15 protein-coding genes are annotated in these 17184 nt (G+C 40.4%); 5 read left to right on the forward strand and 10 right to left on the reverse strand.

Annotation, left to right across the window (positions count from 1 at the left end; translation table 11 throughout):
• From rsxC to PR699_RS09830, 4 genes are all read right to left on the reverse strand, one after another.
• On the reverse strand, nt 1–1870 hold a 1870-nt coding region (gene rsxC, locus PR699_RS09815; RefSeq protein ID WP_272577838.1), incomplete at its 3' end, for an electron transport complex subunit RsxC.
• On the reverse strand, nt 1863–2489 hold the full coding sequence (rsxB, locus tag PR699_RS09820) for an electron transport complex subunit RsxB (protein WP_014656039.1): 627 nt from the start codon (nt 2487–2489) through the stop codon (nt 1863–1865). The genes rsxB and rsxC, both read right to left, overlap by 8 nt.
• Nucleotides 2489–3070 (reverse strand): electron transport complex subunit RsxA, encoded by a 582-nt coding sequence (gene rsxA / locus PR699_RS09825; RefSeq protein WP_004920088.1) that lies wholly within the window; start codon nt 3068–3070, stop codon nt 2489–2491. The genes rsxB and rsxA overlap by 1 nt, the downstream gene beginning before the upstream one ends.
• A gap of 88 nt (nt 3071–3158) precedes the next feature.
• The gene (locus PR699_RS09830) at nt 3159–3599 is read right to left on the reverse strand and encodes a DUF2569 domain-containing protein (RefSeq protein WP_014656038.1); all 441 of its coding nucleotides are present in this window, start codon (nt 3597–3599) and stop codon (nt 3159–3161) included.
• Nucleotides 3600–3832: 233 nt separating this feature from the next.
• Between PR699_RS09830 and PR699_RS09835 the strand changes: the two genes are divergently transcribed.
• Nucleotides 3833–4876: an oxidoreductase gene (locus PR699_RS09835; RefSeq protein ID WP_014656037.1), complete on the forward strand. Its 1044-nt coding sequence runs from the start codon at nt 3833–3835 to the stop codon at nt 4874–4876.
• A gap of 52 nt (nt 4877–4928) precedes the next feature.
• Nucleotides 4929–5903 carry a bile acid:sodium symporter family protein gene (locus tag PR699_RS09840; RefSeq protein WP_004920081.1) on the forward strand — a complete coding sequence of 325 codons (975 nt, stop codon included), beginning with the start codon at nt 4929–4931 and terminating at the stop codon, nt 5901–5903.
• 179 nt (nt 5904–6082) lie between these two features.
• Here PR699_RS09840 and add read toward each other — a convergent pair whose 3' ends face one another.
• The 3 genes from add to manA all read right to left on the reverse strand — a co-directional run bounded on the left by add (nt 6083) and on the right by manA (nt 10116).
• On the reverse strand, nt 6083–7084 hold the full coding sequence (gene add, locus PR699_RS09845; RefSeq protein ID WP_272577839.1) for an adenosine deaminase: 1002 nt from the start codon (nt 7082–7084) through the stop codon (nt 6083–6085).
• A gap of 108 nt (nt 7085–7192) precedes the next feature.
• Nucleotides 7193–8827 (reverse strand): YdgA family protein, encoded by a 1635-nt coding sequence (locus PR699_RS09850; protein WP_014656035.1) that lies wholly within the window; start codon nt 8825–8827, stop codon nt 7193–7195.
• 110 nt (nt 8828–8937) lie between these two features.
• Nucleotides 8938–10116: a mannose-6-phosphate isomerase gene (manA, locus tag PR699_RS09855; RefSeq protein ID WP_014656034.1), complete on the reverse strand. Its 1179-nt coding sequence runs from the start codon at nt 10114–10116 to the stop codon at nt 8938–8940.
• Between the two features lie 179 nt (nt 10117–10295).
• Here manA and fumC point away from each other — a divergent pair, with 179 nt between their 5' ends.
• The gene (fumC, locus tag PR699_RS09860) at nt 10296–11693 is read left to right on the forward strand and encodes a class II fumarate hydratase (RefSeq protein ID WP_014656033.1); all 1398 of its coding nucleotides are present in this window, start codon (nt 10296–10298) and stop codon (nt 11691–11693) included.
• A gap of 57 nt (nt 11694–11750) precedes the next feature.
• Here fumC and tus read toward each other — a convergent pair whose 3' ends face one another.
• From tus to PR699_RS09875, 3 genes are all read right to left on the reverse strand, one after another.
• Nucleotides 11751–12671 carry a DNA replication terminus site-binding protein gene (gene tus, locus PR699_RS09865; protein WP_014656032.1) on the reverse strand — a complete coding sequence of 307 codons (921 nt, stop codon included), beginning with the start codon at nt 12669–12671 and terminating at the stop codon, nt 11751–11753.
• A gap of 132 nt (nt 12672–12803) precedes the next feature.
• Complete coding sequence (locus PR699_RS09870; protein ID WP_014656031.1) at nt 12804–13370, reverse strand: lytic polysaccharide monooxygenase; 567 nt, start codon at nt 13368–13370, stop codon at nt 12804–12806.
• Between the two features lie 88 nt (nt 13371–13458).
• Complete coding sequence (locus tag PR699_RS09875; protein WP_004920058.1) at nt 13459–14721, reverse strand: MFS transporter; 1263 nt, start codon at nt 14719–14721, stop codon at nt 13459–13461.
• Nucleotides 14722–14837: 116 nt separating this feature from the next.
• On the opposite strand from PR699_RS09875, the gene PR699_RS09880 reads away from it, so the two are divergent.
• Both PR699_RS09880 and PR699_RS09885 read left to right on the forward strand, forming a co-directional pair.
• Nucleotides 14838–15740, forward strand: a complete 903-nt coding sequence (locus tag PR699_RS09880) for a LysR family transcriptional regulator (RefSeq protein WP_036940318.1) — start codon at nt 14838–14840, stop codon at nt 15738–15740.
• 101 nt (nt 15741–15841) lie between these two features.
• Entirely contained in the window at nt 15842–17050 is a 1209-nt protein-coding gene (locus PR699_RS09885) for an ROK family protein (RefSeq protein WP_014656029.1), read from the forward strand.
• Nucleotides 17051–17184 lie beyond the last annotated feature (134 nt).

The following is a 17184-nucleotide window of genomic DNA, read 5'->3' on the forward strand; positions in this document are numbered from 1 at the left end:
TAGATTCAGCTTCTGCTTGTTGCGCTGCCTTTTTCGCTTTAGCACGGGCAATAGCGGCAGCGACAGCAGCTTTACGTGGGTCATCTCCATTAGCCGAAACAGCAGGGGCCTCGGTTGGCGTGACGCTGTCACCGTTATTTTCTTGAGATGCTTTTCTTGCTTTAGCTCTTGCAAGTGCAGCAGCCACAGCAGCTTTACGAGGATCACTAGAAGTTTCATCAACAGCCGAGGCTGCAGCTTGTTTTTCTGCTTGTTTGGCTCTCGCTTGTTCTTTACGTGCGGCTCTTGCGGCAATAACAGCACTGTTATCCGGCGCCGCACCCGCTATCACATGAATATCTGAAGTTGCTGTTGCTTGTTTAGCTTTTACACGAGCGAGCGCAGCAGCAACAGCATCTTTGTCTGATGATTCCACTTGTACAGCGGCTTTTTTATGACGCTCTTCACGGGCTAATTTTTCGCGTTCCATACGCTGCTGCTTCGCTTCAAATCGTAGTTTTGCTTCTGCAGCACGGCGCTCTTCTTGTTTGATTTCGCGAATTTCTGCTTTTTCTTGTCGATAATATTGCACTAACGGAATATTACTTGGACAAACATAGGCACAAGCACCGCACTCGATACAATCAAATAGGTTATGTTTTTGCGCTTTTTCGTGCTCTTTGCCTTTACTGAACCAATATAATTGTTGAGGCAGTAGGGCCGCAGGGCATGCTTCAACGCATAAACCACAGCGGATACAAGCTTCTTCAATCGGTTTTTGCCCAACTTCTTCAACACTAGGAACTAATAAGCAGTTGCATATTTTAACTACAGGTACCTTGAGATCTGGCAAAGTAAAGCCCATTAATGGCCCCCCCATAATCACCATTTGCTCAGATGCAGGGGTAAAACCCGTTTGTTGTAATAGATGATGAACAGGAGTACCTAAGCGAGTCCAAAAGTTTCCTGGGGAGGTAATAGATTCACCTGTAACGGTGACAACACGTTCAATCAAAGGTTGCCCATCAATGACGGCACGTTTTATGGCAACAACCGTACCGACGTTTTGCATCAATACGCCAATCTGTGAGGAGCGGGCACCAGAAGGAACCTCTTTACCCGTCAGGATCTTAGTAAGCTGCTTAGCACCACCTGAAGGATATTTGGTGGGGATCACCCGCACAAAAATCTGCTTATCATGGGCAGTAATGGCTTTCTTCAGTGCAGCAATGGCTTCAGGTTTATTATCTTCAATGCCAATAAGTATTTGATCAGGGTTGAGTAAATGTTGCAAGACACGACAACCCTCGATAACCTCATCGGCATGCTCTTGCATTAAGCGATCATCTGCTGTGATATAAGGTTCACATTCGGCTGCATTAACGATCAATGTCTTGATAGCATCTTTCCCTCCCGCTAATTTAGACGCGGTAGGAAAACCTGCACCACCAAGCCCAGCGATGCCTGCTTGCTCAATTTTTTGTAATAATTGTTGAGGAGTGAGCTGTAAATAGTCAGGCTCAGGGAATAACTCACACCAAGAATCTAACCCATCGGATTTGAGGCAAACTGATAGCTCTTTTAAGCCAGAAGGGTGTGCCGTGACCATCGGTTTTATTGCGGTGATAGTGCCTGAAGTTGAGGCATGAACAGGCACTGTACGACCGACACCACGGGTTAAGGGTTGCCCCTTGAGCACATGTTCACCCACTTTGACGATCAATTCCCCTTCAGGGCCTAAATGCTGCTGTAACGGGATAATCAGTTCATCGGGAATTGATGCCACACGCATTGGCGTTTGGCTTGACTGTAATTTCATTTCTGGCGGGTGTATCCCACCAGAGAAATCCCAGATATTGTCTTTTTTTGACCAATTAAACAACTTAAACATGCGCATCTCCTTTTACCGTGGCGAAAGGAGATTTCGGTTGTTGTTCATCAGGTGATACAGGAATATTTTTGACAGGAATACTGTTTAAATCCCATTTCCAGTTTGCAGTGGTCGTTTTCACAGGAACAAGTTCGATACAATCAGTTGGGCAAGGGGCTACGCACAGATCACAACCTGTGCAGAGATCTTCAATTACGGTATGCATAGCGCGCGTTGCGCCAACAATGGCATCAACAGGACATGCTTGAATACATTTGGTGCAGCCGATACAGTTTTCTTCATCAATAATAGCGACTTTTCGAACAGGATTCTGTGCGCTTTCATCACCATCAATTGGCTGAGGGTCTACGTTAAGAAGTTCAGCCATTTTCAACATGACTTGCTCGCCACCCGGCGCGCACTTGTTGATCATCTCTCCGTTATTGGCTACAGCTTCTGCGTAGGGGCGACACCCCGGATAGCTGCATTGACCACATTGACTTTGGGGCAAAATAGCATCAATTTTTTCAACAATGGGGTCTTCTTCAACTTTAAAGCGTAATGAGGCATAGCCAAGGATCAAACCAAAGATCAGCCCAAAAACGGCTAAAATGCCAATAGCAATCCATAACGATATCATTAGAACTTCACCAAACCACTAAAACCCATAAATGCTAAAGACATTAGTCCAGCAGTGATAAGGCCGATAGATGAGCCACGAAAAGGTGCAGGAACATCAGCGACCGCCAACCGTTCGCGAATAGCGGCAAACAGCACCATTACCAATGAGAAACCAACGGCGGCTGCAAAACCATAAACAGCAGACTGTAAGAAACCATGCGATTGATTGATATTTAATAAAGCAACCCCTAAAACTGCACAGTTAGTCGTAATAAGTGGGAGAAAGATCCCTAACAGGCGATAGAGCGTTGGACTGGTTTTTCTAACAACCATTTCAGTGAATTGCACAACCACGGCAATCACTAAGATAAAACTTAGGGTGCGCAGATAGAGCAGGTCGAGGGGCACTAAAATTAACGTATCCATCAACCAAGAGCTGATTGCGGCGAGTGTCATAACAAAAGTGGTAGCAAAACCCATTCCGATGGCTGTTTCGAGTTTTTTTGATACACCCATAAAAGGGCACAGACCAAGGAATTTTACCAGTACAAAGTTATTAACCAGTACGGTTCCAATGAATAGCAAAAGATAATCAGTCATTTTATTGCCTGAAAACAAAATTAAAAGAACAAAAACTGACGAGCGTCAGTTAAACAGGCTGTATGATAACAAGCTATTTTTGTGATGCTTATCGATCTTGTGTGAAAGTCATCTTCACACGAGCAGAATTTTTGATGTAAGGAACAAAAATAGCAGCACCGATAAGTGGCCAGGCGAGTGTTTTTAGCGCCGTTAGGGAATCAATATTTGCAAAATAAAAGGTTTTTAGTCCAAGCAATAACAGGACTAACATCCAAATAATAAAACGGCGAGGAAAATGCCGAGAACGCATAAACATAAGTTTTAAGATATGAATAGTGAATACCATCATAACGATAGTGATCAGAAAAGATAAATACCAGTCGAATGGGATATAGTGAGTCCAATCATCAATTGTAGTGATAATTCGATATAACGTAATAAAATACATGACCACCATAGAGCATACAGCAAAACACGTTAATAAGATGAAAGCTGCGGGGGCAAGGAGCCAACCAGTAATACGATGGTGGTCATAAACAGGCGTCATATCAATTTAATCCATATTATAAGCTAAATCATACACTAAGCAGCAGTATCAAGAACTGTCTTTGCTTACACTCGCGACTAGTGAACGCATCTCTTTTATCACGTTGCTGAATCATGAATGACTTTTTAAGTAGCATCAATTCGAGGCTATCCTACCATAGTTTTATTTGCTAATTAATTCGTTATGGTGATACTTTTTATGGATTCAGTGAAAATTAATAAAATGAGGTCATTATGTCCGCACCAATAAAAGTCGGTATTGTAGGTTATGGTTATGCAAGTAAAACATTTCATGCCCCTTTTATCGCTACATTGCCAGGGTATGAATTGACAGCTATCTCCAGTAGCAATTCAGATAAGGTAACCGCTGATTGGCCTGATGTTGAAGTCGTCTCTTCACCTGAGCAACTGTTTGCAAATCCTGAAATTGAATTAGTCATTATCCCGACCCCCAATGACACTCATTATCCACTGGCAAGCCAAGCGTTAGCGGCAGGCAAGCATGTCGTTGTCGATAAGCCTTTTACTGTCACTGTAGAAGAGGCTCAATCACTACAACAACAGGCACAACAAGCAGGAAAGCTTTTATCGGTTTATCATAATCGCCGTTGGGATGCAGGCTATTTAACACTGAAGAAACTGTTTGCTGATGGTTGCCTAGGCGACATTAAATATTATGAGTCACATTTTGACCGTTATCGCCCAGTCACACGACAAAGATGGCGAGAGGCAGCAGTCGCAGGCGGTGGAATTTGGTATGATCTTGGTCCTCATTTATTAGATCAAGCGTTACAATTTTTTGGAAAACCAGCAAGTATTACCGCAGATTTAGGGATGATCCGCCCAGGCGCTGAAGCCGTTGATTATTTCCATGTTCTTCTTCACTATCCAGATAAAAAAGTCGTTCTTCACGCAACAACAGTAGCTGCCGCTGAATCGCCTCTCTATGTTATTCATGGCATGAAGGGAAGTTATGTCAAATATGGTCTTGATTCACAAGAAGAAAATTTAAAAAATGGTCTGTTACCGACTCATGAAAATTGGGGAATAGACCAACGTAATGGCGTTGTGACGCTGTCACAAGGCGATGCGCTTATTTCCCAAGAATGGCAAAATGAAAAAGGAAATTATGGTGGTTACTATCTTGCCATTCATGAGGCAATCCGTCATGGTGCCGCAAATCCAGTACAGCCACAAGACGCTATTGAAATTATGAAATTAATTGAGGCTGGTATACTTTCAGATAAACAAAAACGCACCGTTACTCTTGATTGTTAATGTTTAAATAGATGAGCCAGCATTTTTAGCTGGCTTTTTGTTAGGTAATAACATGAATTTGTTAGCAAAATTAAAAATTGACCCTTTTTTATTGATTATGATTGGCGTTGTTGTGATTGCAAGCCTATTTCCTTGTGAAGGGGAAATCAAAGTTGGCTTTCAGTATCTAACAACGGCAGCTATTGCGCTTTTGTTCTTTATGCATGGTGCAAAGCTTTCTCGTGAATCAATCATGGCAGGTATTGGGCACTGGCGACTACACTTATTAGTATTTTCAAGCACATTTATTCTGTTTCCTATTATTGGATTAGCTTTGCATTTTATGGTGCCGTCATGGATGTCACCGACGGTATACATGGGGTTTCTTTATCTTTGTGCATTGCCAGCAACGGTACAATCGGCCATTGCCTTTACCTCTGTTGCCGGAGGAAATGTGGCCGCAGCGATTTGCAGTGCGTCAGCATCCAGTATTCTCGGCGTCTTTTTATCGCCGATATTGGTGGGGTTACTAATGGATGAAGATGGCAGCCAAGCAATGGATACGTTGAATGCAATTGGCTCTATTTTATTGCAATTAATGCTGCCATTTGTAGTAGGGCACCTGTCTCGTCCATTGTTAGCGAATTGGATTAACCGTAATCGTAAATTAATTAATATCACTGACCGTTCTTCTATATTATTAGTCGTATATGTCGCTTTCAGTGAAGCGGTTGTTGAAGGAATTTGGCAGCGTATTGATGGATACTCTCTATTTATGATTGCTGTGATCAGCTGCCTTATTTTATTTGTCGTTATGATCCTAAATACACTTGCGGCACGCTTATTTAAATTCAGTAAAGAAGATGAAATCACAATCGTATTCTGTGGTTCAAAAAAGAGCTTAGCGAACGGCGTTCCTATGGCAAATGTGCTATTTCCAGCCTCCGTTGTAGGGATAATCTTATTGCCACTAATGATATTTCATCAAATCCAATTAATGGTATGCGCGGTTTTAGCCCAGCGTTACGCAAAACGTTTAACTAAATAATTAATAGTAAAGTCGGGGGGATAATAACCCGACTTACTCAATCCATAATCACCATTTAGTTACAACATACTATAGTGTTATCAATAATAGGCAAACTTAACCTTCAGAGAAAAAAGCTAAACAGGGCAGAAAAGGAGATTAACTGCCCAAAACGTGAATGATTTTAGCTTTATAGCAGGTTAGCGAAGGGCTGCTTTTTGTTTGAGTTGCTGTTTTTCATTTTCGCTGAGAAAGGCGATACTTAACCCATTGATTTGAGCCTGCTCTATTTCAGATGGTGTCAACCCAGCTTTAGGGGCGGCAACTTCATATTCATAAGCTAATTCAATGCCTTCTACGGCAGGGTCATCAGTATTAATCGACGCTAACACACCATGGTTTAAAAACATTTTCAATGGATGTTTCGCTAATGACGGTACAGTGCTGGTCTGGATATTCGAGGTTAAGCAGCTTTCAATACCAATTTTATGTTTTGCTAAGTATTCGATCAGCTTAGGGTCTTCACAAGCTTTAACACCATGGACAATTCGTTGTGCCCCTAATTCTTTAATTGCATGCCAAATACTTTCTGCACCCGCGGCTTCCCCTGCATGAACAGTTATTTGTAAACCGGCATCGCGCGCTTGGGTAAAGTGAGAGTGGAAAAGGGAGCCTGGAAAGCCAAGCTCATCTCCAGCCAAATCCAATGCGCAAAGTTTGTCGCGGTGAGCGAGTAGGCCTGCTAACTCTTTTGCACAAGCGTCTTGACCAAAGGTTCGACTAAGGATCCCTATTAAATTAATTTTAATATCATACTGTTTGCAACCAGCCGTAATACCATCAATGACAGCTTCAACAACACCTTCAATAGGGAGGCGATGGTTCATTGCCATGTAATAAGGAGAAAAACGCAATTCTGCATAGTCAATACCCGCCTTATAAGCATCTTCGACGTTTTCTTGAGCAACACGTTTACAGGCATCGAGATCGGCTAATACAGCAACTCCCCAATCTAGTTTTTGCAGAAAACCGACTAAGTCAGCCTCTTGTGTCATTACTTGCACATGAGGACGTAAAGCTTCAATCTCATTAGCAGGTAGCGTAATACCGTGTTGTTGGGCAAGGGAAAGGATTGTTTCGGGGCGGATATTACCATCTAGATGGCGATGTATGTCTGTAAGTGGCAGTTGTCTGTTTATCACTGAATTGAGTCCCTTTATGTGTATGGATTAGCCAATATATCCTAGTATAGATGTGAAAACGCCAGTCAAAAAATATTGACTGGCGTTTAAGATTAATATTAATGCAGATTAGTTAGCTGGTTGTGCTACTTCAGCACCGTCAGCCGGCGCATCTTCGGTTTCTGGTACAACTAACTCTTCTTCTTCATATTCCATAGAGCTTTCTGGGCCTGCCATCAACTTCATCTTAGTTAAGAAGTCTGCAAGGGTATAGCTATCCGCGTTAAACGTAATATCATTACCTGCATATTTGATAGTCATGGTCAGATCGTTACCTTTCTCTATCATCCATGGTGATTTTTTCTGTTTCGCTTTTTCTGCACGCTCTTCGTCAGTCATGAACATTTCTTCAAACGGTGAGCTGAACATATCTGAAGTTAGGAGCATTTGTGCTTGATCAAACTCATTTGTTGCTTGCTCAACATACATTTTCTTAGTTTCTGCATCAACAACTTGACCTTGGTCTAAAATAGCGATTTGAGACATTAACTCAATAGCCATTGGTTTGTTCAGCGTGAGGTTAAAGTCAAATGACTTAAATAAGCTCTTAACTGCTTCATCAACTTTGTTTGTCATTGCTAATTCAGTAAGCTCTTTTTGGTCCCACTTATTAAAGGTCATACTTAAGTCTGTCGTTGTTTGACCTGCAGAGTTTTTCCAGTAAAGAGGGCTGATAGAGAAGGTCGGTTGGTTTTTCAGCATTTCAGGCAATGTTTCCTTCATCATCTTCATTGCGATTTTTTCACCTGCTGCTGTTGGATTGCCTGACGCAACTCCTTCTGCTAATGCACTATTATATTGTTTAACAAATTTACCCAACGCTTTTGCATCTAGCTTATCAATCGAAATAACTACCTTACCGGAGCCTAAGTTTTGATCTAATGCGACTAAATCATCAATGCTGTAAGTGAAGCTACCTTTAATATTTTCTTTTTCCAGTGCAGAGTCTGAAGTCATCACTAAGTTTTTGAAAGAAAATTTAACCTCAGGGATATTAACATTTGCATTTTCTATAACAAAATCTTGTTTACCGATATAGAAATCATGTTCGGACTTAGTCAGGTTAGAAGTTAGTTTTAGCCCTTTTAACATCATTTCTTCTGATTTATCTGTATTCTGAATCAATAAGTTGTCAGTATTCAGTGTGGCTTCAATCTCGTTAAAGTCAGAAGAGGCATTAAATAATAGTTTTAATCCATTAAAGGAAATGTTTGACTTTTCTTTGGTAAATTCAACGGGTAACAAATCTAGATTTGCATCAACACTTTGGCCATAACCAACAACAGCAGTACCTGAAATAAATGGTTTACCTTTTGTTATTTCGAATAGCTCTTTGGTTGATTCATTATTTGCTAATTCAATATGTGCCGCGCCCAGTTTAGGCATTAAATTGAATTTAGAGAGTTGTGATAGAGGGAAAGGGCCGTGCTCAATATCAGTATTAAATACAAGACTTTCCTCTGGGCCAGTAGAATATACGGATGAGATAACGATATTAGCTTGCGAGGAGAATAGACCACGTTTAAAGTTTTCCACTTTGAACTGTAAACCTGAACTTGGAGCATTTACCTTAATAAATGAGTTGGTATCCTCAATCATATAATTTAATTCAGACTCAACTTTAGAGCCTGTGTACCATGATGCACCACACCATACAGCACCAATAGCAACTATTACACCAACTGCAACTAATGACTTTTTCATTATGAACATCCATCCTTTCAGCGCGTTGTCTTAACGCGCTATAAAAATTGTACAAGTTTTATCTAACCGTCTTTTGCGTGCAATCAAGACGAACAAAACACAAAAATACATTAAAGGTTATAGACACGAGCGAGCTTACCCACGCCTGTGGCGTAAACTTCTTTTTCAAAGGCCGCCAGAAAAACAGATTCTCCTGAACAGATTTTTAATTCATCATCGCCTGACTTCAAAACTAACTCGCCATCTATGCAGAAAAAGATAGAAGCCGTTTCATTAGTTATGTTTATCTCTGTGTCATCAATAGAATATATATTAAATGCAAAATCTTCTACTGGTATATGATATTTACAGATATTTCCTGTTTTTTCTGGTTCACTAAGTAAACTTTGGCTTGTTTTGGGGATAAAATCTACATTTGCTATCAATTCTGGAACATCAATATGCTTATTGGTCAGTCCAGCTCGTAGGACATTATCGGAATTAGCCATGATTTCTAGCCCAACGCCTTCAATATAAGCATGTGGCGTCCTTGCATATAAGAACATTGCCTCGCCAGGCTGCAACTCAACAACATTAAGCAACAGTGGGACAAATAAACCTGTATCTTCAGGATAGAGGCTAACCATTTGTTTTATGGTGTTCCATGGTTCGCCTTGGCGACTGTTTAATGCGGCTTTCAATACACCTAGTGCTAACTCTTTTTGTTCACCTGTGAGACTCAGAATTTGTGCAAATAATTTCGCTAATTTTTCTTCAGTTGGTGATTGAACAAAGAATTGAATTTCAGGGTGAGCCGCAGAGACAAAATCAAGCAGTTCAGCAATTTCATTGAGTGGGCGAAATGCGTTCATTGCTTTAAAAGGTGTTAAAGCATAAATTAGCTCAGGTTTATGATTATCATCTTTATAGTTGCGGATTGGCGAATCTAAGGGGATCCCCGCAGCATTCTCTTTTGCAAAACCAACTTCAGCATAAACCTTATTAGGATGGACTTGTACCGAAAGAGGAGTTGCGGCACATAACACTTTAAATAAAAAAGGTAAGCGGGAGGAAAAAGTGTCTGCTACTTTTTTACCTAGAATTTCTTCTGGGTTACTCGCAATATAATCAATCAGTGGGAGCGTTTGGCCTGTTTTGGTATTCACGACACAAGAGCTCGCTTTTGGGTGTGCTCCCATCCATAACTCAGCCATGGGTAGATGTTCTGGGTTAGGGATAGCGTACAACTGTGTGAGTGCAGTGGTACTCCCCCAGTCGTAATTTTGAATCTTATTAATCATTTTTAGCATAGCCAAAACTCTCTTTTTCTAAAAATCAACTTATTTCCTTTTTACTACAATACAATAAACACGGTTAAGTCGCATTATTGAAATTAAATATGTGGCATTATAGGGGGGTGTTATCGGCTTACCTGCAAGCTGATGATTCCAAAACCGATTATTCTGTGTATGTACTTAAGGAGATAGTAATGGCAGCCACTCGCATTGAAAAAGACTCAATGGGACCAATTGAAGTACCTGCTGACCAGTTGTGGGGCGCGCAAACTCAGCGTTCTTTAGAACATTTCCGTATATCTGTAGAAAAAATGCCTGTTGCGTTGATCCATGCATTAGCAGTGACTAAAAAAGCTGCTGCAAGCGTGAATATGGATTTAGGTTTACTGCCTAAAGATCGCGGTGATGCGATTATCGCTGCGGCTGACGAAGTATTAGCTGGCAAGCATCCTACTGAATTCCCTCTTGCTATCTGGCAAACGGGGTCTGGTACTCAAAGTAATATGAACATGAACGAAGTACTGGCGAACCGTGGTAGCGAGATCTTAGGTGGACAAAGAGGTAATGAGCGTCTTATTCACCCTAACGATGATGTTAACAAGAGCCAAAGTTCAAACGACGTATTCCCAACTGCAATGCACGTTGCGGCCGTTGTTGCTATTCGCGAGCACTTGCTACCTGAATTAAAAGCGTTACACAAAGTATTAGATGCTAAAGCAAAAGAATTTAAAGACATCGTAAAAATTGGTCGTACCCACCTACAAGATGCAACGCCATTGACTTTAGGCCAAGAAATTTCTGGCTGGGTAGCGATGTTAGCGCATAGCGAAAAACACATTGAAAACTCTGTACCACACGTATGTGAGTTAGCGCTGGGAGGTACGGCTGTTGGTACCGGTCTAAACACTCACCCTGAGTATGCGGTTCGTGTTGCTAAAAAAATTGCGGAACTGACTGGCCAACCATTTGTTACTGCACCTAACAAATTTGAAGCACTCGCAACATGTGATGCTTTAGTTCACGCTCATGGTGCACTAAAAGGCTTAGCTGCGTCCCTGATGAAAATTGCTAACGACGTTCGTTGGTTGGCGTCAGGTCCTCGTTGTGGTATTGGCGAAATTGCAATCCCTGAAAACGAGCCAGGTAGCTCAATCATGCCAGGTAAAGTTAACCCTACACAGTGTGAAGCTTTAACGATGCTATGTGCACAAGTGATGGGTAATGACGTTGCTATCAATATCGGTGGTGCTTCAGGTAACTTTGAACTGAACGTGTTCCGCCCAATGGTGATTGATAACTTCCTGCAATCTATCCGCCTACTGGCTGACGGTATGCGTAGTTTCAACGAACACTGTGCGATTGGTATTGAACCAAACCGTGAAAGAATTGAGAAGCTACTTCATGAGTCATTGATGCTGGTTACTGCTCTTAATACACATATTGGTTACGATAAAGCCGCTGAAATTGCTAAGAAAGCACATAAAGAAGGCTTAACGTTGAAAGAGTCAGCATTAAAACTAAATTATCTGACTGCTGAACAGTTCGATGAGTGGGTTCGCCCAGAAGATATGGTTGGCAGCATGAAAAGCTAATCAGTTAATTTATTAACTGAATATTTAAACACCTGCTCATCAATGGCAGGTGTTTTTTTATATTTCCATATATAAATTTAAGCGGGGTATCAGTAGCTCAACAGGCTTAGACCTTGGTCGATTACGGATCGCAATGTTATCAACATGGTAATCGGGTAGGTTACCTATCACAATATCAGTCAGTGATTTTTCAACCGCAAAAATGAGCAAAGGGTTGGCACAAGCGAACTGAGTTTGTTTTTGTTGGGCGCTATCCCAAACACGAGCAATAGGTTGCACTTTAACGGGGCGTTGTGTTTTAAGTACTACGTCATTATTTAATTGGCTGATCAATAGAATTTCTTGCTCTAATTGTTTCAACCACTCTTCCTTTGCAACTCCCAATGGTTGGCGCCCACTTTCCAATGAGCCTTGCAGCTTGCTCAACACCTGTTCTTTTGTCATTTTATTTATGACTTTTTTATTTGCCCAACCAAACCTTATGGTATCGATATCAGTAAGGTAGGTTAGAGTTCGATAGGTATTTAATGTCAGTAAACCATGCAGTGTATCATGAATAAATTCAAAACGTTGCGATTCATCAACCCCTGATTTTTGAGTGACTATTTGTTTTATCTGTATTTTTAATTCATTGATCTCATCTAGCAAGACCCGAAAAGTTTGATAAGTAGAATAGGGGATATCAATACAGATCGCGCCAGGTAACCTAACGGCTGATTTATTACTGGTGAGTTCTGATTTATCATGAATAAATAATAGGTTATAATGTTCGATAGCATGTTGGATGGCGAGTTTACCTGTTATTTTTTCAACATCGATTTGTTTAATCTCATTATTTTCTTCTCCTTTCATGACATCCGGAAGACGAAAAACGGTCGCAGAGATAGAAGGTTGCTCAGCAATCAATAGGCTAAGTTCCGTTATTTTACTTTCTAACCGGTTAAAGCCTTCAATAAGGTCATATTTGGCATTATTCATTATGCAACATCCCTAATTAGTTACAACATACTGTATTTGAATTAATCATAACAAACATCAAGCATTGTGCAAATAAATAAGTTAACTAGGAAGAAAAGGGAGAGGCGACATCCCCCCTTTATTGCATATGTTTTATTTGATATCGAGATCAATCACCTGATAAAAAGCATTCTCAGTGTCAGCGATACTCCATACAGCAAGTACTATTTGGTATCCACGATTTTCTTTTGGCAATACGCATTGGTGCTCAACAATGGTTTCTGGTCGTGAAGGGGTAGCATATTGACAAAAGGGTATTAAGATTAATTGTTCACGCGTTATTGGTAAGTTGGGGTTCCAGTCAGGCTTAGTAATAAAGTATTGCCAATTAGCTGTCGCATGCCTTGCTGTTAAATACCATTTAAAGGTTTGCTGAGGCTCTGTGATAATATTTTTTACCCATCGAGCTGACGTCTGTTCATCCAAAGCAGCAAAACGGGGAATACCTGCACTTGCAATCTGTCCATTTTGTGGCCCTGAAAGGGGAAAACCTTTAGGACCTTCTAGCGATTGTGGCTCGTATTGTATTGCACCACAATTGCTATTTAGATTTTTTTTACACAAAAAGGCTCGGCTTTTAGGCTCTTCTACATAACCATGTCCCAATGCGATAGCAGAAAAGCAGAATAAGAAGGGAAGTAATAAAAGTCGTTTTTTCATTTGTTGTCCTCATAATTGTTGAGGACAACATTTTCACTTAAACAAAAGTGCAAAATAAATTCCATCATTTGGTAAGTATTACCAAACCCTAACAGCTAACTTTCAACTTGTAAGCGATTAACATACCAATAATGAGTAATCCTGCAATAAACCAAGCTACACCAGACCAACCAAACTGAAACCAAAAGATCCCGCCTACAGTCCCGGCTATACTTGAGCCTGCATAATAACTGAATAGGTAAAGTGAAGATGCTTGACCTCTTGCTCGTTTAGCACGATGACCAACCCAACTACTCGCGACCGAGTGGGCAGCAAAGAAGCCCGTTGTTAGCACCGTCATGCCAAACAGAATGATCCAAAAACTAGAAAAGAGTGTTAACAATATACCCGCTAACATTAAAACTAAAGCAGCGATTAAAACTTTACCTAACCCAAACTTGTTAGTTAAGCTTCCCGATTTAGATGCGCTATAAGTTCCTGTTAAATAAATTATTGATAGCATGCCTACTGTTGCCTGACTGAAATGATAGGGGGCTTCCAGTAAACGATAACCAATATAGTTATACATAGTGACAAACCCGCCCATCAAAACAAAGCCTTCAATAAACAGCCATGGTAGACCTTTGTCTCGAAAATGAAGACGCAGATTGACCCATAAACTTTTTGGTTTTAAAGAGCTTGCTCGAAAATGTTGCGATGGTGGTAATAGGCGCCAAAAGCTGATCGCGGCAATTAAAGCGAGTGCCCCTAATAGTATTACAGCAACGCGCCATGAATAGAAATCAGCAATCACCCCTGTAACAAGACGGCCACTCATTCCACCGATAGAGTTACCACTAATATAGAGGCCCATTGATAATGCGACATAACTCGGGTGAATTTCTTCACTGAGATAGGTCATGGCAACCGCTGCGACGCCACTTAGAGATAAACCCACAAGTGCTCTTGCAATTAAAATACCTTGCCAACTTTGCATAAAAGCACTCAACAAAGTAAATAGTGCGGCGCTTGTTAACGCTACTACCATCACATTTTTTCGCCCAATTGCATCTGATATTGGCCCCGTAATAAGCAGCCCTAGCGCCATCAAGCCGGTACTTAATGATAAGGAAAGACTAGCCGTTGCGGGAGAAACATTAAAATCCTCTGACAACATTGGCAAAATAGGCTGTACAAAATAGAGCAACGCAAACGTTGCTAAACCGACAGTGAAAAAAGAAAGAGTGACGCGTAAATACAACGCATCATCACGTTGAATATAATGTTTCTTCGGTAAGTTATGGGGGCTTGAGTTATCTAGCGTTCCGTTAGCCGTATTTTCAGTCGTAAGACTATTTGATGAATTTTCCATAAAGAATTCCTTGCCATAACAACCCAATTGATTTCGATCAAAGAATAGAAATCTCAGACTATTTTGTCTAATATATTAATTATTACCAATAATACTTTAAACATATCAAAGAAAAAATGGCTATTGAATTAAGACACTTACGGTATTTTATTGCTGTTGCAGAAGAGTTACATTTTGGGCGAGCTGCGGATCGATTGCACATTTCTCAGCCACCATTGAGTCAGCAAATTCAATCACTTGAAGAACAGATAAACGCAAAATTACTTGAACGAAACAATAGAAATGTTTCATTAACCCCTGCTGGTAATATGTTTCTCAAAGAGGCTTATCAAATTTTAGCCCAGGTCGATGCAGCGGCTACAAAAGCAGCACGGATGGAAAAAGGGGAATTAGGGGAACTTTCTATTGGTTTTACATCAACGACGCCGTTTATGAATAAAGTGACCATGAGTTTACGTCAATATCGTGAATCATATCCCGAAGTGGCTATCCATATGCATCAGATGAATACAAAACAGCAACTTGCCCCCTTACTTACAGGGCGTATTGATATTGGGATCATGCGTAATACCGAACTCCCTGAGCAGCTAAACTACCAACTTCTATTTAAAGAGCCGTTTATGGTTGCTGTGTATGAAGGCCATCCCTTATTAAAATATGAAAAAACAGGTGTCGACATTCATCTATTGGCGGAGTATCCATTAGTATTTTTCGAACGAGAGGTAGGTACAGCTCTCTATGATGAGATCCATAATCTGCTTACTTCCGCTGGCGTGACACCCAAAATATCTCAAGAGGCAGGGGAAGCAATGACAATATTAGGTTTAGTCTCTGCAGGTATGGGAATTTCGATTATCACAGAATCTTTTACCCGTATGAAAATTGACGGTGTAAAATACATCAGATTTTCAAATATTGAAGCCGCATCGGAAGTCTGGTTAGTCTACAATACGCGTAGAGCATTGCCTGCCGCTGCAAAAAAATTAACGGAATTACTGATTGAAAATATTGTTGGCTAAATAACGTGATTCAAATCACAAATAACATGTATGTCGGAGTAATTGCATTCTATATTACGCATAATAACTGACTGCTTTATAACGGGATTTAACACTGAATTATGGAAAACCAAACGGGTCATATTGATCAAATCAAACAACTAAACACAGGTATTGTCTACCGTGTGATTGATCAATATGGGCCAATTTCTCGGATTGCATTATCTAAACAATCACAATTGGCACCCGCAAGTATCACAAAAATTACGCGCGAGCTCATTGATGCCCATTTAGTTAAAGAAATTGAGTTTCCCGTTCTCGGCTTGCGAGGTAGGCCCGCGATTGGATTAGTCATTGAAAGTGAAGGGTGGCAGTTTTTATCTATCCGCCTTGCCTGTAACTCTATTAGCCTTTCATTAAAAGAGATCAATACACAAACTATCGTAGAACAAGACTATCCATTTGACGTTAAAGGTAATGAGCAATTTTCCAATACGCTCTCATCATTAATTAGCCATTTTTTTGCGACATATTCACGCCATTTAGAGCGTGTTACGGCCATTAGTATTGTTTTAGATGGTTTGGTGGAGCCTTTCTCTGGTGTAATTTATGCTTTGCCTTATTACGACATTGATAATTTACCACTTGGTCATTTTTTAACGGAACAAACTGGGCTACCGACTTATATACAGCCTTATGTTAATGCGTTAGCACTAGCCGATTATTTTTCTTTGTACGAAAAAAGAACAGCAAAAAATATCATTTATTTACAAATTGATTGTGTTGTTAGCGCTGCAATTATCAATAACGGCATTGCATTAGATAGTCATACGCGACGAGCGATACATTTTGGGCATGTACAAACACAAAACACGGGGGAAACTTGTTATTGTGGTGGTATTGGTTGCTTAGAAGGGGCAATCGCTATTCCGGCTATCTTAAAACATGCCGTGGAATTACAACATTTATACCCATCATCCTCATTTTTCAATCATGACATGACTATCGATAGTTTTTGTTTAGCTGTGGAAGACCAAGATCCACTCTGTTTACATGTACTCAATGATATAGCGCAAATACTTGCCAAACAGCTTGGTCAACTCATTAATATCTTCGGCACCGAATTAATTTTAATCAATTCTCCGCTAAATCGGATTTCCTCTGTATTTTATTCACTTTTACATCAATATTGCCATTCGCAGTCTATTCCTCTATATCGTGGTGAATTACGCATTGAACAATCTGAAGTTACTAAAAAAGAGAGTGAAACTGCATTAGTTCAACAAGCATTATATGATGGTTCTTTATTACTTCAGTTACTGCAAGGTTAACAGTAGTTAATAAAATTTTTGCTATTAAACAGAAAATTGAGCTAACGCAAACTTAAGAGTTACCCATTCCCATAAACTGATTCCATATCATTTTTCACTGCAACATGTATGCAGTCGTCTGTCACTTCAGGATA

Source organism: Providencia sp. PROV268, assembly GCF_028477805.1.
Lineage (GTDB): Bacteria > Pseudomonadota > Gammaproteobacteria > Enterobacterales > Enterobacteriaceae > Providencia > Providencia stuartii.